This is a genomic window from Candidatus Accumulibacter meliphilus, from assembly GCF_036625345.1.
In the GTDB taxonomy this organism is placed as follows: Bacteria; Pseudomonadota; Gammaproteobacteria; order Burkholderiales; family Rhodocyclaceae; genus Accumulibacter; species Accumulibacter meliphilus.
This window is the reverse complement of the sequence record NZ_JAZKTZ010000008.1, coordinates 210862-231927: the sequence shown is the minus strand read 5'-3', so window position 1 is coordinate 231927 and position 21066 is coordinate 210862. Positions and strand designations below refer to the sequence as shown.

General features: G+C 61.8%; 20 protein-coding genes and 1 pseudogene. 16 read left to right on the top strand and 5 right to left on the bottom strand.

The genetic code is table 11. The annotated features are described in order from the left end of the window. Positions 1-403 precede the first annotated feature (403 nt). The 9 genes and pseudogenes from V5B40_RS17620 to V5B40_RS17580 all read left to right on the top strand — a co-directional run bounded on the left by V5B40_RS17620 (position 404) and on the right by V5B40_RS17580 (position 8927). Entirely contained in the window at positions 404-661 is a 258-nt protein-coding gene (locus V5B40_RS17620) for an AbrB/MazE/SpoVT family DNA-binding domain-containing protein (protein WP_332355706.1), read from the top strand. Then, positions 658-984: a type II toxin-antitoxin system PemK/MazF family toxin gene (locus V5B40_RS17615; RefSeq protein ID WP_332355705.1), complete on the top strand. Its 327-nt coding sequence runs from the start codon at positions 658-660 to the stop codon at positions 982-984. Before V5B40_RS17620 ends, V5B40_RS17615 begins: the two co-directional genes overlap by 4 nt. A 155-nt stretch (positions 985-1139) precedes the next feature. Beyond that, on the top strand, positions 1140-1727 hold the full coding sequence (locus V5B40_RS17610) for an ISAzo13-like element transposase-related protein (RefSeq protein WP_332355704.1): 588 nt from the start codon (positions 1140-1142) through the stop codon (positions 1725-1727). 30 nt (positions 1728-1757) lie between these two features. After that, on the top strand, positions 1758-2174 hold the full coding sequence (locus V5B40_RS17605) for an ISAzo13-like element transposase-related protein (protein ID WP_332355703.1): 417 nt from the start codon (positions 1758-1760) through the stop codon (positions 2172-2174). Positions 2175-2574: 400 nt separating this feature from the next. Continuing rightward, entirely contained in the window at positions 2575-3273 is a 699-nt protein-coding gene (locus V5B40_RS17600; RefSeq protein WP_332355702.1) for a hypothetical protein, read from the top strand. A 150-nt stretch (positions 3274-3423) separates the two neighbouring features. Then, positions 3424-3654 carry a hypothetical protein gene (locus tag V5B40_RS17595; RefSeq protein ID WP_332355701.1) on the top strand — a complete coding sequence of 77 codons (231 nt, stop codon included), beginning with the start codon at positions 3424-3426 and terminating at the stop codon, positions 3652-3654. Between the two features lie 91 nt (positions 3655-3745). Then, positions 3746-4135, top strand: a pseudogene (locus V5B40_RS17590) (tyrosine-type recombinase/integrase); the annotation flags it as partial. A gap of 341 nt (positions 4136-4476) precedes the next feature. Continuing rightward, entirely contained in the window at positions 4477-5961 is a 1485-nt protein-coding gene (guaB, locus tag V5B40_RS17585) for an IMP dehydrogenase (protein WP_332355700.1), read from the top strand. A 410-nt stretch (positions 5962-6371) separates the two neighbouring features. Beyond that, a complete protein-coding gene (locus V5B40_RS17580) occupies positions 6372-8927 on the top strand; it encodes a tetratricopeptide repeat protein (RefSeq protein WP_332355699.1) in 2556 nt (851 codons plus the stop codon). 16 nt (positions 8928-8943) lie between these two features. Here the strand turns inward: V5B40_RS17580 and V5B40_RS17575 are convergent, their stop codons facing one another. Together V5B40_RS17575 and V5B40_RS17570 are read right to left on the bottom strand one after the other, a co-directional pair. Then, positions 8944-10017, bottom strand: a complete 1074-nt coding sequence (locus tag V5B40_RS17575) for a hypothetical protein (RefSeq protein ID WP_332355698.1) — start codon at positions 10015-10017, stop codon at positions 8944-8946. Continuing rightward, the gene (locus tag V5B40_RS17570) at positions 10017-10442 is read right to left on the bottom strand and encodes a hypothetical protein (RefSeq protein ID WP_332355697.1); all 426 of its coding nucleotides are present in this window, start codon (positions 10440-10442) and stop codon (positions 10017-10019) included. Before V5B40_RS17570 ends, V5B40_RS17575 begins: the two co-directional genes overlap by 1 nt. Before the next feature lie 458 nt (positions 10443-10900). On the opposite strand from V5B40_RS17570, the gene V5B40_RS17565 reads away from it, so the two are divergent. The 4 genes from V5B40_RS17565 to V5B40_RS17550 all read left to right on the top strand — a co-directional run bounded on the left by V5B40_RS17565 (position 10901) and on the right by V5B40_RS17550 (position 14242). Further along, on the top strand, positions 10901-11974 hold the full coding sequence (locus V5B40_RS17565) for a Druantia anti-phage system protein DruA (RefSeq protein WP_332355696.1): 1074 nt from the start codon (positions 10901-10903) through the stop codon (positions 11972-11974). Beyond that, positions 11965-12477, top strand: a complete 513-nt coding sequence (locus V5B40_RS17560; RefSeq protein WP_332355695.1) for a hypothetical protein — start codon at positions 11965-11967, stop codon at positions 12475-12477. Before V5B40_RS17565 ends, V5B40_RS17560 begins: the two co-directional genes overlap by 10 nt. 358 nt (positions 12478-12835) lie before the next feature. Beyond that, on the top strand, positions 12836-13489 hold the full coding sequence (locus tag V5B40_RS17555; protein ID WP_332355694.1) for an SDR family oxidoreductase: 654 nt from the start codon (positions 12836-12838) through the stop codon (positions 13487-13489). A gap of 93 nt (positions 13490-13582) precedes the next feature. Further along, positions 13583-14242 carry a DUF998 domain-containing protein gene (locus V5B40_RS17550; RefSeq protein ID WP_332355693.1) on the top strand — a complete coding sequence of 220 codons (660 nt, stop codon included), beginning with the start codon at positions 13583-13585 and terminating at the stop codon, positions 14240-14242. 90 nt (positions 14243-14332) lie between these two features. Here the strand turns inward: V5B40_RS17550 and cynS are convergent, their stop codons facing one another. Continuing rightward, positions 14333-14776, bottom strand: coding sequence for a cyanase (gene cynS, locus V5B40_RS17545; protein WP_332355692.1), 444 nt, complete (start codon positions 14774-14776; stop codon positions 14333-14335). Positions 14777-15213: 437 nt separating this feature from the next. Between cynS and V5B40_RS17540 the strand changes: the two genes are divergently transcribed. The 3 genes from V5B40_RS17540 to V5B40_RS17530 all read left to right on the top strand — a co-directional run bounded on the left by V5B40_RS17540 (position 15214) and on the right by V5B40_RS17530 (position 18942). Then, a complete protein-coding gene (locus tag V5B40_RS17540) occupies positions 15214-16068 on the top strand; it encodes a formate/nitrite transporter family protein (protein WP_332355691.1) in 855 nt (284 codons plus the stop codon). A 91-nt stretch (positions 16069-16159) separates the two neighbouring features. Beyond that, positions 16160-17896: a bifunctional protein-serine/threonine kinase/phosphatase gene (locus V5B40_RS17535; RefSeq protein ID WP_332355689.1), complete on the top strand. Its 1737-nt coding sequence runs from the start codon at positions 16160-16162 to the stop codon at positions 17894-17896. A gap of 203 nt (positions 17897-18099) precedes the next feature. After that, a complete protein-coding gene (locus tag V5B40_RS17530; RefSeq protein ID WP_332355688.1) occupies positions 18100-18942 on the top strand; it encodes a putative RNA methyltransferase in 843 nt (280 codons plus the stop codon). A 121-nt stretch (positions 18943-19063) separates the two neighbouring features. Here V5B40_RS17530 and V5B40_RS17525 read toward each other — a convergent pair whose 3' ends face one another. After that, positions 19064-19588 (bottom strand): peroxiredoxin, encoded by a 525-nt coding sequence (locus V5B40_RS17525; protein WP_332355687.1) that lies wholly within the window; start codon positions 19586-19588, stop codon positions 19064-19066. Positions 19589-19703: 115 nt separating this feature from the next. Beyond that, on the bottom strand, positions 19704-21062 hold the full coding sequence (gene gor, locus V5B40_RS17520; RefSeq protein ID WP_332355686.1) for a glutathione-disulfide reductase: 1359 nt from the start codon (positions 21060-21062) through the stop codon (positions 19704-19706). Positions 21063-21066: the final 4 nt, after the last annotated feature.

Genomic DNA, 21066 nt, shown 5'->3' with positions numbered 1-21066 from the left:
AGGTCACCTCCACGGTAAGCGTAGGAACTTCAACGCCAGGTTTCAAGGGTGCGGGTGAATTTGAGTCCGGTCAATCGTCCGGACTGGCGTGGGCATGGCCAGAAAACCGCGCCGTTCGGAAGTCTGCACAAAGGAGTTCTCCGGGCGCTGGTCGTGCCCTCAGCTCGGCGACCAAGCGCCGGGGTCGGACAGCAGCGGCCAGCCGTTGTTACACTTCCCGTCAGTGTCATCGGCGACCACCCCTGTTTCGGCGAAGCCATGTCAGCTTTCGCCCTGTCGAGACCATCGTCTGCGACGCTTTGCCGTCCGTGTGGGAAACATGTGTTTTCCGGCAGATTGAGGCTTGCAGCCTCGTTCGAGATAAGTTATATTTTCATATAACTTATCTCGAACGAGGTGTAGCATGCATACAACCAATCTGCGCAAGGTCGGCGGCTCAGTGATGCTGGCAGTTCCGCCAGCGTTCCTCGATCAACTGCACCTGCAAGCAGGGGCCACGGTAGGCGTGGCCGTCGCTGATGGCTGCTTGGTGGTCGATCCCAAGCCCAGGCCGCGTTACACACTCGCGGAACTGTTGGCCGCTTCGGATTATTCACAGCAGCAACCGGCGGAAGAACGCGAATGGATTGATGCGCCCGCTGTGGGTGGCGAGCTGATATGAGACGCGGTGACATTTATCTGGTCTCGCTTGATCCGACCGAAGGGCGCGAGCAACGCGGGAGCCGTCCCGTCCTGGTCGTGTCGCCTGCCGAGTTCAACGAGGCAACCAAGTTGCCGGTGGTCTGCCCGATCACCAGTGGCGGTGACTTCGCTCGGCGAATTGGGTTCGCTGTCCCCGTGACGGGCATCAGAACAACCGGCGTCGTTCGCTGCGATCAGCCACGTGTGCTTGATCTTGGCGCTCGCAATGCGCGCTTGGTAGACACCTTGCCAGCATCGATCATGGACGAGGTGCTGGCGAAACTTGCCCCGATTTTTGAGTGAGCAAAAACAAGGCGGGCAACGCTATGGACAAATTCCGCCGGTTTGGGCTGAGAACCCCTACCCGGAGAGCCTCCCCTACGATGAGCTTGATAACGCCGACTAATTCCGACGGCTGGTGATGCGACTGTTGGGTTATGAGGTTGGAGGTATTACTGATGAAGGTCGCCACGGTAGCTGAAAGCAAGGTTTCTCTTGAAGCCGTCCACATTGAAGATATCCGGCTTGCTTCGAGCAAGATGACGGGAGCGGACCGTAGGGTGTTTCAGGCGGAGATGACGCTGAAATACTGCGGGGGCAATCCTCGGCGTGCAGAGGACGTTTTCGGATGGAGTCGGCAGACGGTGCAGCTTGGCCTTCATGAGAAACGTACGGGGATTGTTTGTCTGGGGCTGCACGCGTTCCGCTGCGGCGCGAAATCGTGGGAGGAGAAACACCCGGAGGTGGCGCAAGCTCTCTGGGAACTGGCGGAAAGCCATGCCCAACAAGATCCGACTTTTCGCACGACTTTGTCATTTACCCGCTTGACGGCCGAGGAAGCCATCAAGCAGTTGCGAGCGCGGGGTTTTGCCGACGACGTGCTGCCGTCACGAAGCGGCATGTCGAAAGTACTGAACCGCAACGGGTACCGGCTGCGTCCGGTGCTCAAGGCCAAACCCCAAAAAAAGTCCCCGAAACCGACGCCATCTTCGCCAATATCCGGGAGCATGACCGAGATTGCCAAGGCGAGGCGGTCATGCGCGTAAGCATGGACTGCAAGGCCAAGCGTCCGAGGAGTGTGCTCGCGTCACACCACACACATCCAAATCAAGGCGGATAACGGGCCGGAGAGCAATGGCCGGCGTACGCAATTTCTCAAGCGAATCGTCGAGTTTGCCGATCACACCGGGAAGTCCATCCGCCTCTTGTACTATCCGCCGTACCACAGCAAATACAATCCGGTGGAGCGTTGCTGGGGAATCCTGGAAAAGCACTGGAACGGCGCCAAGCTCACCGACACCCAAACGATGTTGGAGTGGGCAAAGAGCATGACGTGGAAAGGCATTCATCCCGTCGTCGAACTGAGCCGCACGGTCTATGAAAAAGGAATCACCGTGGCCAAGGATGCCATGCAAGCTGTCGAGTCCAGGCTGGCACGAAACCCACTTCTACCCAAGCGGGACATCCTGATCCGACCGGCTTGCACGGTATGAAGATCCGTAGAAATCACCTTATGCTACGGTTGGACTCGGGAATATAGTCGATCTGGCAATGAAGCTACCGTAACGCGGGCGGCGCGGCGCCGGATATCAATAGCCATGCCAATGCAAGCACGGATCACCGGTCACGCGACCGCGGCCAGAGTAGCTTACAGCGAATCCGGCTCCGAATTCGTCAGCCTAACATGACCACGACCCAGCTTCGGCGGGCGTTCTTATGCCTGCTTGGGGTCGCTTGCAAAGATTTCCATAGCGACCCTGAGCTACCTGATGACATTCGCGAGGGTAATGGCAGGTTTCCGATCGGCAAGCTGCCCGTCGAAGAGCTCCTTGCTGGGCAAGCGTCCGGCCGCAGCGGACTCCAAGTTTCCGTGCGGCCAGGGGCTGCCATACGATGCTTACCCGTTCCACATCAGGAAAATGGGAACGACTGACGGCCAATTCTTCACCTCCCTTCGACTCAAGGGCAAGCTACCGGTCCGCTCAATCGACGAAAGGCTCCCGCATGCCAGCTACCAAAGCCATGCTCCTCTCGACTCGCGCCGCCTGTATCGGCACACTCCTGACGATGGCCGCCATGCCTGCCGCGGCACAATCCTTGAAAGACATATTCCGTCCCTTGGTTGCGGAGGCGAATCTGGGGGCGGGCTATGCGCAGATGTTGAACCTGGCGGCGACACCCGATATCGGTGCGGCACATTTCGATATCGATGATGGAGGCAATCGGCCGACCATCGATATTTTTCGCCTGCCCTACCAGTCTCGCTGGCTCGCACTTTCGCGGGATTCCGACCTCTATTGGCGAGTGTCCGGAGACTACCTGCAACAGAAGGAAGATCTTGACGTGGGCTTTGGCGGTGGCAGCATCGCAAGCAGGTGGTCAGCATACAGCCTTACGGGCGGGCTGCTCGCCAAGATTAGACTCGGCAACGGCTTTACGCTCGCGCCGGCGCTGGATCTTGGCGTCGCCCGTCTGGACAACCGGGCAGACTATGACGGCACGGCCAAGCTCCTGAAGCCGTTTTTCGATGAGTTGTTGTTCAACTGGCGGACGAATGCATGGTTGGTGACCCCGAGTGTCGAACTCGGGTGAAACAGGATCGACGAGGCTCGAAGGATCAGTATCAGCGGCCATGTTGCGCGCTCGTGGATTTCCAGCTTTGGCGAGTCGGACCGCGCACTGGAATTCAACGAAACCGCCAATATCTACTCGCTGCGGGCGGAGCACGCCGCGCCCATCGACATGCAACTGGCTGGACGTCCGCTCGACTGGGTAATTTATGGCGGCTACGCCGGCTTCTTCGGGCCCAACCGCGATGTGCTTGGCTTCACGTCAGTCGCAGAAGCGGGTGTCGGTATGGAGACGCCTCTGGTGACCGATCAAAAGCGCCCAGACCGAGCGCGACTGGGCGCCAGCTACCTGTTCGGCGAGCACGTCAGGGGATGGACGATAAGCCTGTCGCTGCAATACTGATCTGAGGCAGCACCGGCCCTCAAACACCTTCACAAGCGCCGTGTCCCGTTGCGCTTGAAGTCGGAATTCTGTGTCATCCGAAAAATTGCCACGGGACGGGGTCGTAGAGCGAAAGACACAAAGGCCGGTACAGTTCGAACTGACCGAACCCACGAGGATCGCTGCCGCAGCGTGGATCGAGAAGGCGAAATTGAAGCCGGAGGAATGCCTGTTTCCCAGCCGCGTCTCCACGTCACCTCATGTTTCTACGCGACAGGACGCCCACATCGTGAATCAGTGGGTTGCTTCCAGCGGACTCGATCCGACCGTTTATGGCACACACACCATGCGACGGACCAAGGCGACGCTGATCTACAAACGGACGAAGAAACTACGTGCCGTGCAGCTCTTGCTTGGGCACCGCAAACTCGAGAGCACGGTGCGATACCTCGGAATTGACGTAGATGACGCACTGGAGATCTCGGAGCAGACCGAAATCTAGCGTTGCCAGTTCCGGCCGCAACCTTGCTCTTCCCAAGGCTTCGTTCGGCCGCTTTCATGCGCGATGGTCGATGCGTACAATCGGCCACAAGCAGGCATAAGAACGCCCGCGGAAGCTGGGTCGTGGTCACGTTAGGCTGACGAATTCGGAGCCGGATTCGCTGTAAGCTACTCTGGCCGCGGTCGCGTGGCCGGTGATCCGTGCTTGCATTGGCATGGCTATTGATATCCGGCGCCGCGCCGGCCGCGTTACGGTAGCTTCATTGCCAGATCGACTATATTCCCGAGTCCAACCGTAGCATAAGCCGAGGCGAACACATGACAACGAGCAGGTGGCAGAACGTGCACGGCGCCTTCGCCGCTGCGCCGGAGGAGGCGGCTTTCTGGACGGGCAGGACCTTCGACGATTTCCTTTTCCGGCCGCAGAAGACGGATTCGCAGACCCGCCGCAAGATCAGCGTGAGCTCGCTGCTGACGGTGGACGTGGCCTTGGATCTGCCGATCGTTTCCTCGAACATGGACAGCGTGACCGGCGCCGATATGGCGCGGTCGATGGCCATGCACGGTGGCATTGGCGTCGTGCATCGTGGCATGTCCATCGCGCGCCAGGCGTCCGAAGTCGCGGTGGTGAAGCGCAGCCAGAGCGCCGTGATCGCCAGTCCGCTGTGCCTGCCGGCGGGCACCACTATCCGCCAGGCCAGGCGTTTCGCGCGGCAGAACGGCATCACCGGCATCCTGATCGAGACGGCCAGCGGCTCGAACGTGCTGGCCGGCTTGCTCTCGAACCGCGATACGCCGGTGCACGGCGCTGACGAAGATCGAGCGGTCGACGATTTTATGACACCGCTGTCCCGCCTGGTGACCGGCGCGCCGGACATCCGCACTGAGGAGGCCGAACGGCTGATGTTCGAACACCGCATCGAGCGCCTGCCGCTGATCGATGTCGCGAATCGTATCCATGGGCTGATCACACGCCGCGACATCAATCTCAAGCGCGCACAGCCCGGCGCCAGCAAGGACAGCGCCGGCCATCTGCGCTGCGCCGCGGCGGTCGGCGCCCGCGGCGATTACCTGGAGCGGGCCGCCGCGTTGCTGGAGGCCGGCGCCGATCTGCTGTTCATCGACATCGCCCACGGCCACTCGCTAATCATGGAGCAGGCGGTCGCCGGGCTGCGCGGCAAGTTTGGCAGCGTGCCGTTGGTTTGCGGCAACGTCGCCACCGGCGCCGGCGCGCGCTTCATGCGCGATATCGGCGCCGATGCCGTCAAGGTCGGGGTCGGGCCGGGCCGCGGCTGCCGCACGCGGCTGGAAACGGCGGCTGGCGTGCCGCAGCTGCAGGCCATCCGCGAGGCCTACCTCGCCGTCGGTGGCAGCCTGCCGATCATGGCCGACGGCGGCGTGAAAACCGACAAGGATATCTTTCTCGCCCTGATCTGCGGGGCGTCGACGGTGATGCTCGGCAGCGCGCTGTCCGGCACCGACGAGGCGCCGGGCCGCGTGATAGAGGATCCGGCGACCCACATGAAGAAAAAGATCTACCGCGGCATGACCTCGCCCGAGGCCGTGCTCGAAACGCTGTACGACAGTGGCAGCAGCGAAGAGCTCGACGCGGCGCTCGAAACCGCGCCCGAAGGCCAGGAAATCCAGGTGCCTTACCGCGGTAGCGTCAGTGGCATCCTGGAGCGCATCCGCGGCCACCTGCAGTCATCGGTGAGCTACGGCGGCGAGATCACGCTGGCGGCGGTGCGGGAGAAAGTGCTGCCTGATCCGAGCGCGTTCCTGGTGCCGCTGAGCGCGGCCGCGCGCATCGAATCCTACGAGCGCTGAGAGCTCGCGCGTGCTCCGCTTTGAACGGCGGCGGTGCCGTCGAGGTGAGCGCAATGCGCGCTTTCATGGCAGGCCTGCTTTCGGGCCAGGACCCGTCGTTGGGCTCGCACGGAGCAAACGACGGTTCGAGCCGACGTCCAGACCGTCGCCAAGCTACGCCCTTCGGCCGGTCTTCGGCCACTGCGGCCACATACGAAGGACGCCCGTTGTGCGGAGATAACCAGCTACTCAGCGCTCAAGGGCAGTTGGTTACTTCGGACGCATTGGCGAGTGTGCCGGTCACGGCACCGAGGGTGCAACTGTAAACGACGGTGCTATCGTGACAGCTAACTCAAATAGTGATCAACCTGGTTCAGGTAATTGAGGTAACTGTAACCATTTTCAGAAATCACATGCGAAGGTAGGCCGAGATGACTATTGAGTCTCTAATCGAGCGCGGGCGGGCTGCGCTGCGTGCCGATCGCTACGCGCAAGCGCTCAGACATTTCCAGGTGGTGCTCGACCTCGAGCCCGAGTGGCGCTCGGCGTGGTATGGCAAGGCGCAGTCAGAGGAAGGTGTCGGCCATTTTCGCGATGCCATCGCAAGCTATGAGCGCGCGCGTCAGGGTGAGCCCGGCCCGGACGACGGAGCTATCCCGCTGGCGATGGCCAACTGCTACGCCCAGCTGGGCGAACTCGAGACGGCGCTAGGCTTTTACGACGAGGCTATCAGGCTTTCTCCGTCAGGCAATCGCATCGTGCATAACCGCGGGCTCACTCTTCTGCGGCTCCGGCGTTACCAGGCGGCGGCGGGCGATTTCGCGCGCGCCTGCGAGCTCGAGCCGGCTGCCGCGAGCGGTTGGATTTGGCAGGGCTACTGCCTGCAGCACCTCGAACGCGTCGAAGACGCCAGGCGGTGTTTCGTGAAGGCAGAGACACAGGCATCGGCCGAGGACGTCGCCCAGACCTGGATGAGCGTGGGCGCCCATGCTCACGAGCGCAACCAGCTCGGCGAAGCGCTTGCGGCCTATGACCGGGCGATCGTCGCGCGCCCGAAATGGGCTGTCGCTCACGCGAGGCGCGGGGTATGCCTTGGCCAGCTCGTACGATTCGATGAAGCACTGGAAGCCCTGGACCACGCAGCCCGGCTGGACGATCGGTTGGCGGTGAGCGCGCTTACAAACAAGGCGACGATCTTAATCCGGCAGGGCCGGCGCAAGGCCGCAGAGGTGGAGTATGGACGAGTCGCTTCGAGTCAACCCCGGTCTGCCGAGGATCACGCGAGCCGCGCAGCGGCGCTGCAGGCGCTTCGCCGCTTCGATGAAGCGCTTGACAGCTTTGCGAGCGCCCGCCGACTCGACCCGACGCGCATCGACTACCTGTACCGGGAAGCGAATTGTCTCGAGCTGGCAGGACACCATGGCGAAGCAATAGAGGCGTTCGGGCATCTGCTGGAACGTGAGCCGGATCACGCGGACGCGTGGCGACGCCTGGCCGATTGCCTCGTCGCCAGTGGCGAACACGAAAGGGCCATAGAGTGCTCCGAACGCGCGCTTGCCCTGGGCTCGACCGAGCACAGCCTGTCGTTCACCTACGGGGTCGCGCTGATGAACCTCGGCCGCTGGCAGGATGCGCTCGAGTGCTTCGAGCGCATCGTCGCCACCGATGCCAAAGTCGAAGACGCGTGGACGAATCTGGCGTTCTGCCAGGTCCAGCTCGGCCAGCATGCGGCGGTGCTCGACGCCTGCGATCGATGGCTGGAGGTAAACATAAAGTCCGAAATGGCGTGGCGCACCAGGGCCGAGGCAAACAAGGCATTGGATCGGACCGATGCGGCGACTTCAAGCCTGCAGACAGGTTTTGCCTTTCACCTGCTTGAACAAGGTGAAATCAACCAGGGATTTGCGTATCTCGAGAGCGCAATTCCCCTCGATCCATCCAATTGGGCCGCTCCTCGCGTCGTCGCGGATCTCCTGATCCAGGCCGGTGAGCCGGAACGAGCGCTGGCGAGTCTCGCGCAATGCCTGGAAATCCGTCCGCACGACGCCAGCATCTGGATAACGCGAGGAGCGCTGTTGTGTCAGCTCGGCCGAAGCGACGAGGGCGACGCTTGTACCCGGCGCGCGATCGAGCTCGACCCCGGGTCGGGCAGGGCGCGGCGCAACTACGCCCTGGCGCTGCTGGAAAGCGACCGGCCCGCCGAGGCGCTGGTGCAGTACGAACGCGCACTCGAGATCGATGGCGAGAACGCGTCTGGCTGGTATGGCAAAGGGCTGGCCCTGGCGCGCACGAGCGACCCCCATGGTGCGATCGCGGCGTTTCGCCGCGCAGTGGGAATTGATGAGCAGGACGTCGAGGCGTGGTGGGACCTGGGGACGGTGCTGGAGAGCCTGGGTCGATATCACGAAGCCTCGGAGGCCAGGGAGCGGGCCATTGCTCTGGATCCGAGCCGAGTGCATCAGCTCGCCGGGCCCGGCACATCGGTGGTAGAAGTCTACGCGCGGCAGGGGCACGCGTCGTTGAACTCGGGGGCGTTCGCAGCCGCCGCCGAGGCTTTCGACAATGCACTGCATTTTCACCCGGATAATCCAGAGTTACTCGTCGACCGCGGCCTGTGCGCCGAGCAGCTGGAGGGCCCCGTGCGCGCGATCGAATACTTTGAGCGCGCGCTTGAACTGGAACCCGACCACCTCCGGACGCACTACAACCTGGGCGTATCGCTGATGAATCTCAGGCGCCACCGCGCCGCGGTCGACGCGTTCGAGCAGTCCATCACACTGCATCGGAGCGCCGGACTGGAGCCCGACGCGGATCGGCTCCACGCACACCACAACCTGGGCTCATGCCTGATGCTTCTCGATCTCAAGGAAGACGCGCTCGATGAGCTGGACGAGGTCGTGCGACTGTCACGATTGGCTCCCGGGCGTTGGCAGGAGGAAAGGCGTCGAGCAGAGGCTTTGAAGCAGCTGCTCTTCGGGTTGGGCTAGCGCAGAGGTGCTTGTGTTATCGCCGCAATGCGTCCTGAAAACTCACCCAGCGCTCCTGTAGTTCGAGGCAACTCTCGGCCAGGGTTTTCGCGGCGGCCTGTTCCGGTGCGCCATCAGGAAGAAGCAACTGCCGGATGGGCAGATGGCGGTCTCGAAAACGAACGCAGGGTGGCGGCAACTCACGCGCAAGTCGCTGGCGAAAACCTGGCCCGGCAGGCATTGCAATCGCAATGTCGATATCGCCGTCGCGATCGACGTTCGCTAACGAATCGAAGCAGGACGCGTATACCGCATTATCCTGCAACGGGCTATTGCGAAACAATGTCGCGGCATCGACGAGCCCCTGCTGGCCAGCTTCTCGAGCCACGTCTGCGCATGCTCGGCGCACGAAGTCGAATAGCGAGGCGACCGTCTCCGGGCGTTGCCAAAGACTTCCCTCGGCCCCGCTGGCCGACAGGTGCTCGCCTGCCAGCGGTGCCACCTGGATTAGAAAGCGTTCGAAGAGTTCGACCGGTTCGTGCGTCTTTAGCGAGAAATGCGCGAGCAGTGGGAAAAGCACCTGGCTCGTCGTCTTGCCGAGCTGATGCTGCGCCACGAGATACGGCGTGCTGTAGGTGCCGCCCAGTTCGATCGCGATCTCGAGGCCAGCCCATGTCTCCGCATCTCGTGCCGCCTCCAGCCAGTCGTTTGGCACCACGCCGTCTATCCTGCGCTTCCGCTCGGTTGCAATTGCTTCGGCGAGGATGGTTCTCGGACCGACGGCGACTACTTCCCAAAAACGAGCGAGTGACTCACAGATATCCGAAGGAGAGAATCCGTGCTGCCCCGCCGGCTGTTGAAAGCGTGCTCGGAGCGGCCCGAGCTCGGCTGCGCCGCCTTGTTCCCAGCGGCGCAACTGATGCCAGTCTTCCTCGGCGAGCGCGAATAGGTAGCCATGGCTCAGCTGCTGCCAAAAGTGAATCGACTCGTGGAGATAGGTCCGCGAGCGGCGCGGGAAATAGTTCGCCGTGTCCGTGAGGGCTTCCGGGGCTGGCCACCACCACTCTTGATCAAGCTCGATTAGCATCGAGACGTGGCAGAAGCTCCCCATCAACTTCCCTGTATCTTGCCGCCCCTTGTGAGGATCTCGGAAAGCAATTTCTGACCTGCGTTTGCCTCATCCTTATCGAAGATCGTCGTCCCCGCATTCTCGACGATCACCAGCCGACCGGTCGCCATCGTGGGTACCGGTCGTATCCGCAACTTTCCGCTCCGCGTGTCGACGATCGTTCCTCCGCGCACATTGTGATCTCGCATCATCTTGTGAACTACCTGCGCGATGAATGCGATGGAAGCGACCGCGACGATTACGGTCAGTGGCTCGAAGTTGGCGGCCTGGTAGTCCGCTTCCTCTCCAGGCCCGGGCCGAAAGGGCACGCCGCTGTCTTCGACAGTGCCGCCATCCACCTCGATCGCAGTGACCTGCTCGGACAACTGCGATTCAGATACGACCCATTCAAATGCGATATCTGCCATTTAACCCCCCTGGCTGCGGATACTAACACTGCTCCACCTGCGTCGTCACCATTGAACCAGCTTCGGTCCTGGCGAGAATCGTAACGATATGAGAACAGCTTTGTGGCCCATGCCTGATCAACTGATCGGCCTCATAAGCAGTGAACAGCAATCAAGTCACAGCAAGGTCAACCACTCAGTATGGCGGCTGCTCTTTTCTCACAAACCCAGCAGAACGTGTCAGCGCTATTGTTTGGTCATCCCGAACAAAGCTTCTAGACCAACGAGATCATCAAGCGTTCGGGAAAAGGAGAGGAAATTCAACCACCTTTCGCGGAGTATCCCTGCACATTCCGCCCAAAGTCAACCGTAATTTCCCGCCAGTTGAGGGTGGATTTGTCCTCTCAGGTAGCGCCTAGGGAATCAAGCAGTTAGTTTTCCCCCTGAACATCTGCTCAGAAAGTCCGTATAAATGGCGCATGGAAAGCGTTCTTGGTGCATTGCGTGTTCGCTTGGTGGGCAAGAGCGAAGAGGCTCGCTATCGGAAATTGATGGCAGAGCATCACTACCTGGGCGATCTGGCGAAGATCGGGCACACGCTCTGGTACGTGGCTACGCACGGCGAAGAGTGGGCGGCCTTGCTGAGTTTCTCCGCGGCGGCCTGGAAATGCGGCGTTCGTGACCGCTGGATCGGCTGGGACTATCGGCATCAGTACGATCGCCTGGGCCTGGTCGCCAACAACAGTCGCTTTCTGATCCTTCCCGACTGGCATTATTCCAATCTCGGCTCCAAGGTGCTCTCGCTCTGTGAGCGACGGCTCGCAGAGGACTGGCAGGCCCATTTCAGGAAACCCCTGTTATTGCTGGAGACCTTTGTCGACCCATCGCGCTTCCAGGGGGCCGTCTATCGGGCCGCGAACTGGACGCCTCTGGGGCGGACCCAAGGCTTTGACCGGACCCGAGAAGGCTACAGCGCCCACCCTGCGTCGCCCAAAGGCGTCTTCGTTCGCCCATTGCAGGCCGATGCTCGCGCCCAACTTTCCCGTTCGATACTCAACCCCCACTATCGCATAGGAGCGCCCAGGATGATGCTCACCGCCGAACAGATGCGCACTCTCCCCGATCTCTTTGCCGACATCACCGATCCGCGTCGCGCGCAAGGGAGGCGCCACCCCCTGCCTGCCGTTCTGGCCATCGCCACCGCGGCGGTGTTGTGCGGAATGCGCGGCTACAAGGCCATCGCCGGTTGGGCACAAGACCTCAAACCCAAAGCGCGCGAACGCTTCCGCTGTCGCCGCGAGAAGGGAATTTACCGCGTACCGAGTGAGTTCATCATCCGTGACGTCCTGATCCGCGTCGATCCCACGGCGCTCGACCAAGCGTATCAGCAGTGGAACAAGGCCTACGCTCAAGATGATCCCAGTCTTGCCGTCGACGGCAAGACCATGTGCAATGCCCATGACGAGCACGGGCAGCAAACGCACATCATGAGCGCGGTTGGGCATCAGACCGGCGTGTGCTACACCCAAAAAAAGTCGGCACTTTGCCCGTAAATGGCGGTGAAGAGCTCAAGCAGACCAATGAAATCGGGATGTTCATGCCCCTGCTCGATGCGATCGATATTCAGGGCAAGGACATCACCGCCAACGCGCTGCTGACACAGCGCAAGCTGGCGACCTACCTGGTGGAGCGCGAGGTGGTGCACAAGAAAAGTGGCAAGCGTACGCTCGAAACCGCTCTCGGAGTCACCAGTCGCCCTCCAGAACAGGCCAGCCCGCAGCGACTCTTCGCCATCAATCGCGGCCATTGGTCGATTGAAAACCGCTGTCACTACGTCATCGACTGGAATTACGACGAAGACCGCAGCCGGATTCGCACCGGTCACGGTCCCGAGAATATGTCACGCCTGCGCCGCTTCGCCGTCGGCATCCTCCTTCACTTCGCCGATGACAAAACCAGTCTTGCCGAGAAAATGCGCCGCCTCAACCGCAACATCCGCTTGGTCTTCGACTATCTGCGCATGACCAAGAACTCTACCGGCCACGTCTCGTCTTGATCCCAGAGGGAGAACAGATTTACCGTGCCCGACCACCAGCAACCACGGCCGCGAGGAGCCTGCTATTGGATGACCCGGCAGGCTTGAGCCGGCGCTCCGCTCAGCACTACCACAGGGTTCAACGGCTTTCCGCAGCGTCCAGGCTCGCCCATCAGCGTGCATCGCTCCACCCGGCAAAGATGCAAAGCGATTGACCTCTCGCGAAGCGGCCTTAAAATCCGAATGGCGACCGCCATCGTGGCAATTCAATCCGTCCAACAAGAGTCCTCTGCCACGCGCCGCCGGCGGTCAGGCTGAGCGCTTTTGGCGCGACAGATGAACACTATCAGACCCCAGGGTTCAGACCGCAGAGGCACCGATGATGCTCCGCTCCGTTTTCGTTACTGGCGCTACCGGATATATGGGGAGCGCGCTCGTTCCGGCTCTGTTGGCGCGTGGTCATCGGGTTCAGGCGCTCGCCCGAAAGGAAAGCGCACAGCACATCCCGCCTGGCGCGGAGACGGTATTGGGAGACGCCCTGGATTCGGCGTCCTTTGCAAGTGCCATCGCGGCCGACACCCTGGTGCACTTGATCGGTACGCGCCACCCCAGTCCGGCGAAAACCGCCAGTTTCCAGGCCGTGGATCTGGCCTCGGTCGACGCCGCGCTCGATGCTGCTCGTCGCGCAGGCATTCGGCACTTGGTCTATGTCAGCGTGGCCCATCCCGCGCCGCTGATGCAGGCCTACATCGCCGCGCGGCAAGCTGCCGAAGACCGTATTCGCTCGAGTGGAATCAGTGCCTCCATTCTCCGTCCGTGGTACGTGCTGGGTCCCGGCCACCGCTGGCCGGTTCTGCTTGTTCCCTGCTACGCAATCCTGGAACGACTGCCGGCGACCCGAGAAGCGGCTCTACGTCTCGGCCTGGTCACGCGCGAGCAGATGCTGCGCGCGTTGGTCGCCTGCGTCGAGCAGGGGCCGTCCGGGATACGTATGCTCGACGTTGCGGCAATCCGGAGCGCGCGTGAAAGCTGAGCGATTGCTGCAGTTCGCTTCACAGCCTTGCGCCTGCTGTGCTACCGGGCACCCCGTTGCCCGTCTTGACCGACGACGCGTTGCGGTGCTGCCATGAGCCTGCGAAAACTTGGCCTCATTTGCGGCATCGTGAGCCCGCTCCTTTGGCTGGCACTCATCGGGGTGGCAGGAGCGATGCGCCCGGAGTTCAGTCATCGCACGCACTACATCAGCGAACTCGCGGAACATGGCAGCTCCACAGAATTCATGATGCGTATCGCGGCCTTCGGATTCACCGGTTTTCTCTACGTCTGTTTCGCCCTGGCTTTACTGGCGACTTTTCGGGACGGCGGCTGGGGATGGAGCACGCTGGCGGCGGTGCTCCTCGCGCTCGATGGCGTCGGGCGGATAGGGGCCGGCGTGTTCGCCTGCGACCCGGGCTGCGCGGGATTCTCGACGAGCCAGGAATTACACCGGCTGTTCGCCACGCTGGGCTTCCTCGCGGGCATCCTGGCGGCCCTCGCCTGGGGCATCGCTTGCCGGCGCCACGCCTGGTCGCGGGCCCTGAGCTGGTACTCTATGGGCAGCGGGACCCTGGCGCTGACTTGCCTCCTGCTCATGTCGTGGACGCGAAATCCGGTGCCTGCTCCCGGCCTGTTCGAACACCTCGCGACATTGATTCTTTCCTTGTGGGTCCTGGTTCTCGCCGTACGCTTGCTGCGCTCCCCGGAGCCGTCCTGCCAGGGCGGTTCGCGTAGCCGCGGCGCTGACTAATCGGCTAACCCGAGGTCACTCGCGGCGCCCACGCCACACCGAGAGGCCCGCCAGAGCCTGAGGTAGCGTCGAATCTGCGCAACGAGGCGATCAGTAGGTCTTGTAGGGCAGGAACTTGCCCGACATGACGATGCTCACGCGGTCTCCCGCGGCGTTCGCTTCCCGCTCGAGATTCACGTTGAAGTCGATTGCCGACATGATGCCGTCGCCGAATTCTTCGTGAATCAGCTCCTTGAAGGTCGTGCCGTAGACGTTGATCAACTCGTAGAAGCGATAGAGCAGCGGGTCTGCCGGCACGGCAGTTGGCAGAGAGCCCTTGTAGGGAACCACCTGCAGCAGCGCAATGGCCTCGGCAGAGAGGTCAAAGATCCTGCCGACGGTCGCCGCCTGCTCCTTGTCGAAAGTCATCTGGCCCAGGCAGCCGGCGGTGACCCACTCCTTCGACAGACCGACCTCCCTGGCCACATCGGCCCACTTCATTCCTTTCTGGATTTTGGCGGTGACGATCATTTCGGTGACTTCAATGCGATTCATGGCTTGCTCCTGGTCAGGGGGAAGTGGCTCGGTTGAAAGCAGCAGAGAGGCTCATGCCTCTTGCCCACCGGATAGCTCAAGCAGTATTCGTGCCCGGCAGCAAATTGCGCGTCTGCAAGCCACTTGACGCGGCGGCGCGCGCGACGCGAACAATGTACCACGGCGATTTCGTTGCCGTCGCGCCTTGTTGCAGTGCCGCACCAGGAGCAGGCACGGCGCGGATCGGAGCGCCCCAGGGGAGGGCGTAGATCGCTTCGAGGAGGGCGGCCAGAGACGATGGAAAGCTTGCCGTTACTGGGCTTTCTTTGGCTGGCACGCTACATGCTTTGTGAGAGTCAAGTCAGGCGAATGGCTGCTTGATGCAGAGACAGAAACGAGCAATCGGCGCTGACGCCCATTCATCAATTCGCTCAATCACTCACCCAGGGGAACACATCATGTCCTACCTAGCACCCACAGAGTTCGTCACCAAAATGGTGGATGCGGGAGAAGCGAAGATCTTCATGTCCACTCGCGACACCCTCGTTCGTGCCTATATGGCCGGCGCCATCCTCGCCCTTGCCGCCGCCTTTGCCATCACCATCAATGTGCAGACCGGACAGCCGCTCGCCGGCGCCATTCTTTTCCCGGTCGGCTTCTGCATCCTCTACCTGCTCGGCTTTGACCTGCTGACCGGGGTGTTCACGCTGTGCCCCCTGGCCTTGATCGACAAGCGACCCGGAGTGACCATGAGCGGCATTCTTCGTAACTGGAGTCTGGTCTTTGTCGGCAACTTCGCCGGGGCGATGACCGTGGCGGTGATGATGGCGATCATCTTTACCTATGGCTTCAGCACCGAACCGAATATCGTCGGCCAGAAAATCGGCGTCATCGGCGAAGGCCGTACGGTCGGCTACGCCGCCCACGGGGCAGCCGGCATGTTGACCCTCTTCATCCGCGGCGTGTTGTGCAACTGGATGGTTTCCACGGGCGTCGTCGGCGCCATGGTGTCGACCAACGTGACCGGCAAAGTGGTCGCCATGTGGATGCCGATCATGGTCTTTTTCTACATGGGCTTCGAGCACTCGATCGTGAACATGTTCCTGTTCCCGTCGGGGCTGATGCTGGGCGGCAACTTCTCGATCTATGACTACCTGGTCTGGAACGAGATCCCGACCGTCCTCGGCAACCTGGTGGGCGGCCTGGCCTTCGTCGGCCTGACCCTCTACTCGACGCACGTGCGCACGGCACCGAAGCGCAACACCGACTACGCCGGCCGCCTGCACACCGGCGCCAAGCGCAACGCCGCCTGAGCGCTGGTCGGAGAGAGGGTCTCGCCGTCTGCGCGCGGCGAGACCCTCCAGCCACGCGAGCCACGCCAGCCACGCACTCAAATCACGCACAATGCCCAGCAAGCTCACTCTCTCCGTCGGCCAGTACTCCGACAAGGGCCGCAAGGAGATCAATCAGGATTTTCACGGGCTTTATATTCCTGACGAACCGCAACTCAGTTGCAAGGGAATCGCCATCGCTCTGGCCGACGGCATCAGCAGCAGCGAGGTCGGCCACCTAGCCAGCGAATCGGCGATCAAGAGTTTTCTCGACGACTACTACTGCACTTCGGAAGCCTGGTCGGTCAAGTCCTCGGCGCAGCGCGTGTTGACCGCAGCAAACTCCTGGCTCTATGCGCAGAGCCGGAACAGCCAGTACCGCTACGACATGGACCGTGGCTATGTGTGCACGCTGAGCGCGCTGATCATCAAGTCCAACACCGCTCATGTCTTCCATATCGGCGACAGCCGCGTTTATCGCCTCCGCGACGGCAACCTGGAGCAACTGACTGATGATCATCGCCTGGTCGTTTCCGCCGATCAGAGCTATCTCAGCCGCGCCATGGGCATCAGCCCGCAACTCGAAATCGATTATCTGGACTTACAGGTCGAAGAAGGCGACCTGTTCATCCTGGCGACCGACGGCGTCTACGAATTCGCTCCCGCAGCGTTCATCATCGAGACCCTCAGGAAAGCCGGGGACGATCTCGACACCGCGGCCAGACGCCTTGCCGAGGAAGCCTATGCGCGCGGCAGCAAGGACAATCTGACCGCCCAGATCGTGCGCATCGAAACCCTGCCCCAACAGGCCGCCAACGAGCTCTACCAGCAGTGGGCGGAATTGCCACCCGCTCCCGTTCTCGAACCGCGAATGATCTTCGATGGCTACCGGATCATTCGCGAGGTGCACGGCAGCAGCCGCAGCCATGTCTATCTCGCCGAGGATGTCGACAGCGGCGCGCTGGTCATCGTCAAGACCCCGTCCATCGATCTTCGCGACGACCCCGCCTATCTGGAGAGATTCATTCTGGAAGAGTGGATCGCGCGGCGGATCAATAGTGCGCAGGTGCTGAAACCCTGTCCGCAGACGCGCAAACGCCACTATCTCTATGTCGTGACCGAATACGTCGAAGGCCAGACGCTGGCGCAGTGGATGCTCGACAATCCCGCGCCGGAACTGGAAACGGTGCGCGCCATCGTCGAACAGATCGCGAGAGGCCTGCTTGCCTTCCATCGAATGGAAATGCTGCATCAGGATCTGCGACCGAACAACATCATGATCGACGCTGCCGGCACCGTGAAAATCATCGACTTTGGCGCCACCCGCGTCTCCGGACTCGCCGAGTCCGGAATGGCCAACCTGCAGCCACACATTCTCGGCACGGTCCAGTACACCGCGCCGGAATACTTCCTCGGCGAACCCGGCCTGCCCTGCTCCGACCTGTTCTCTCTGGGGGTCATCACCTACCAGATGCTCTGCGGACGACTGCCCTACGGGGCAGAGGTCGCCAAGGCCAGAAGCAGGGCCGCACAAAGAAAACTGCGCTACCAATCGGTACTCGACGAACAGCGCGAAATCCCGGCCTGGATCGACGCCGCCCTGGCCAAAGCGGTGCACCCCGACCCCAACCAGCGCTACGCGGAACTCTCCGAGTTCACCCACGACCTCCGCCACCCCAACCTGGTCCTGCTCAAAGAACGCCCGCCGCCACTCATCGAGCGCCACCCGCTGCGCTTCTGGCAGGGCCTGTCCTTCGTTCTGGCGGTGATGCTTCTCCTCTTGCTGAGCAGCCACCCGCTGGTGAAATAGGCGCGGCGGCCGATCGCATGCGATATGCGCATCCGCCGGGCGTAGCCGGGCGTAGAATGACCGACGTCAGCCGCGCGCTACCTCGGGCCGGCTCGAGGGCGCGTCACTTCATCAATGCGCCACCGGGAGTTCGCTCGCCTGCACCAAGCCCACCTACCGCGACTGACCAAGCTCGTTCCTAAGGCTTTCAGCCCCCACCGTTCATGAACATCACCCCCTTCCAGGCGCTGGCCTGCCCGCTCGACGGCGTACCGCTGCAGCGGTGCGGCTCGACCTGGCGTTGCCAGGCCGGGCATAGCTTCGACATTGCCAGCCAGGGCCATGCCCACTTGCTGCCGGTGCAGCACAAGCGCTCGCGCGACCCGGGCGACAGCAAGGAGATGGTCGCTGCGCGCCGCCGTTTTCTGAATGCTGGCTACTACCAGCCGATTGCGGCCGCAGTCAGCGAGGCCGCACTGGCGGATCTGCCCGCTACGGCAAGGGCTGCTTGCCTCGATGCCGGCTGTGGTGAGGGCTACTGCCTGCGCCGGTTGGCAGCGGCGACGGGGAAGGGACAAACGCTGGCTCTGCTCGGGCTGGACATTTCCAAGTGGGCGATCCTGGCGGCAGCGAAACAGGAGCCGCGGCCGAACTGGGTCGTCGGCAGCAACGCCCACTTGCCGGTGCAGACGGGCAGCATCGACCGCCTGCTGTGCCTGTTCGGCTTTCCCGTCCATGCCGAATTCGCCCGCGTCCTCAAGCCGAACGGCGAGTTGCTGCAGGTGGATGCCGGCCCGGATCACCTGCGCGAACTGCGCGAAATCATCTACCCAAGGTTGAAGCCGGAAGCTACGGCCAAGCTGCTGGCACCGCCCGGCTTTGCCAGCCTGGCCAGCGAAAACCTGCGTTACTCGCTGGACCTCGCGGGCCAGAAGACGATTGCCGACCTGCTGGCGATGACCCCGCACCTCTACCGGGCCAGTGCCGAGGGCCTTGCGGTGGCGGCAGAGTTGACGACCCTGTCACTCACCGTCGATGTGCGCCTGACGCGCTTTGCCGTAACGTAAAAAAGGTCGCGCACACGACACAGCGGGGACAAGGAAGGACCACGACGCTTGCCGCTGCGTAACAAGGCCTCCCGTTCCCCGGCGCTGGTGATCAGCGGCTCTTCAATCAGCGGCTCTTCAATCAGCGGCTCTTCAGATACTTGAGCATGGTGTCGGCGTCGGATACTTCGAAGGGGTCGGTCGGGCAGTTGTCGGTGAAACCTTCTTCGGAAAACAGGCGCTTGATTTCACCGTTTTCGACATACATCGAGTAGCGCCAGCTACGCTGGCCAAAGCCCAGATTGTGCTTGTCGACCAACATCCCCATCTTGCGGGTGAACTCGCCATTGCCGTCGGGCAGCAGGAAGACATGCTCGGCATTCTGGCTCTTGCCCCAATGGTACATGACGAAGGCGTCGTTGACCGATATACAGACAATGGCATCGACACCCTGCGCCTTGAACTCGTCATAGAGCGCCTCATAGCGCGGCAAATGCGAGGTCGAGCAGGTCGGCGTGAATGCGCCGGGCAGTGAAAAGACGACGACGTTCTTGCCCTTGAAGATCTCGTCGCTGGTCAGATCCTTCCACTCGAACGGGTTCGGCCCACCCAGGGCATCATTGCGTACGCGAGTCTTGAAAGTAACACTAGGGACAGCATGCGACATCTTGTTTCTCCTTCGTTGAGTTTGAAAATCAGTAGTTCTTGCGGGTCAGACGGAAATTATTGTATGCCATATTCGGGTTCGACAAAGGGGTGGGCAAGGCATTAAACAGGCACCATCAGTCTTCCCGCCAGGCTTCGCGCATGGTGACGAATTCTTCGGCCGCGGTCGGATGGATGCCGATCGTCGTATCGAAAACGGCTTTGGTGGCCCCCGCGCGCATGGCGATGGCGATTCCCTGCATGATCTCGCCGGCGTCCGGACCCATCATGTGCGCACCGACGACCCGGTCGCTGGCCTTATCGACGATCAGCTTCATGAAAGTCCTCTCTTCCCGCCCACTGATGGTGTGTTTCATGGGCTTGAAGGTGGACTTGAACAAGCGGATGTGACCGAACCTGGCGTGCGCTTCCTCTTCGGTAAAGCCGACCGTGCCGATATTCGGCTGGCAAAACACGGCCGTGGGGATGAAGTCATAGTCGACCGTGTTTTCCAGCCCGCCAAACTGGCGCCTGGCGAAAGACATGCCTTCGGCCAGAGCCACCGGCGTCAGCTCGATGCCGCCGGTGACGTCGCCAAGGGCGAAAATGCTCGGCTCGGAAGTGCGAAAATCCTCGTCGACCTTGATCGTGCCATCGTCGTTGAGGGCCACGTTGACGCTCTCCAGACCCAGGTCTTGCAGATTCGCTTTGCGCCCGGTCGCGTAGAGCACGGCATCGACTTCGATGGCCGTATCGTCGCTCAGACTGAGCTTGAGGCCACCGGGACCGGCGCTGATGGACTCGACATTGACTTCGAAGCGCAGCTCTACGCCGGTCCTGGCGATCTCCTGCGCAGCATGCGCCCGGATATCGGCATCGAAGCCGCGCAGGAACAGGGGGCCGCGGTACAACTGCGTGACGCGCGCGCCCAGGCCGTTGAAAATGCCGGCGAATTCCACCGCGATGTAGCCGCCGCCGACGATGGCCAGGCGCTTGGGAAAAGTCTCCAGGTCAAAAACCTCGTTGGAACTGATGGCGTGCTCGCTGCCCGGGAAGTCCGGGATATGCGGCCAGCCGCCGGTGGCAATCAGGATCTTGCCTGCCGTGTAGCGCCGCTCGCCGATGGCCACGCCATGCGCGTCGACGATACGCGCACGGCCGATAACTACCTCGGCCTGTACCCCGGACAACAATTTGTCATAGATCCCGTTGAGGCGCGAGATTTCTGCTTTCTTGTTGTCGCGCAGGGTTGCCCAGTCGAAAGCGGGCGTCTCACTCGCCCAGCCAAAATTACGCGCATCCTTGAAGGATTTGCCGAATTCGGACGCGTAAACGTAGAGTTTCTTGGGCACGCAACCGACATTGACGCAGGTGCCGCCGAGATAACGGTCTTCGGCGACCGCCACCCTGGCGCCAAAACCGGCAGCCATGCGCGCAGCTCTTACCCCGCCCGAGCCGGCGCCGATCACGAAAAGATCATAGTCATAGTTCTGCACAGGT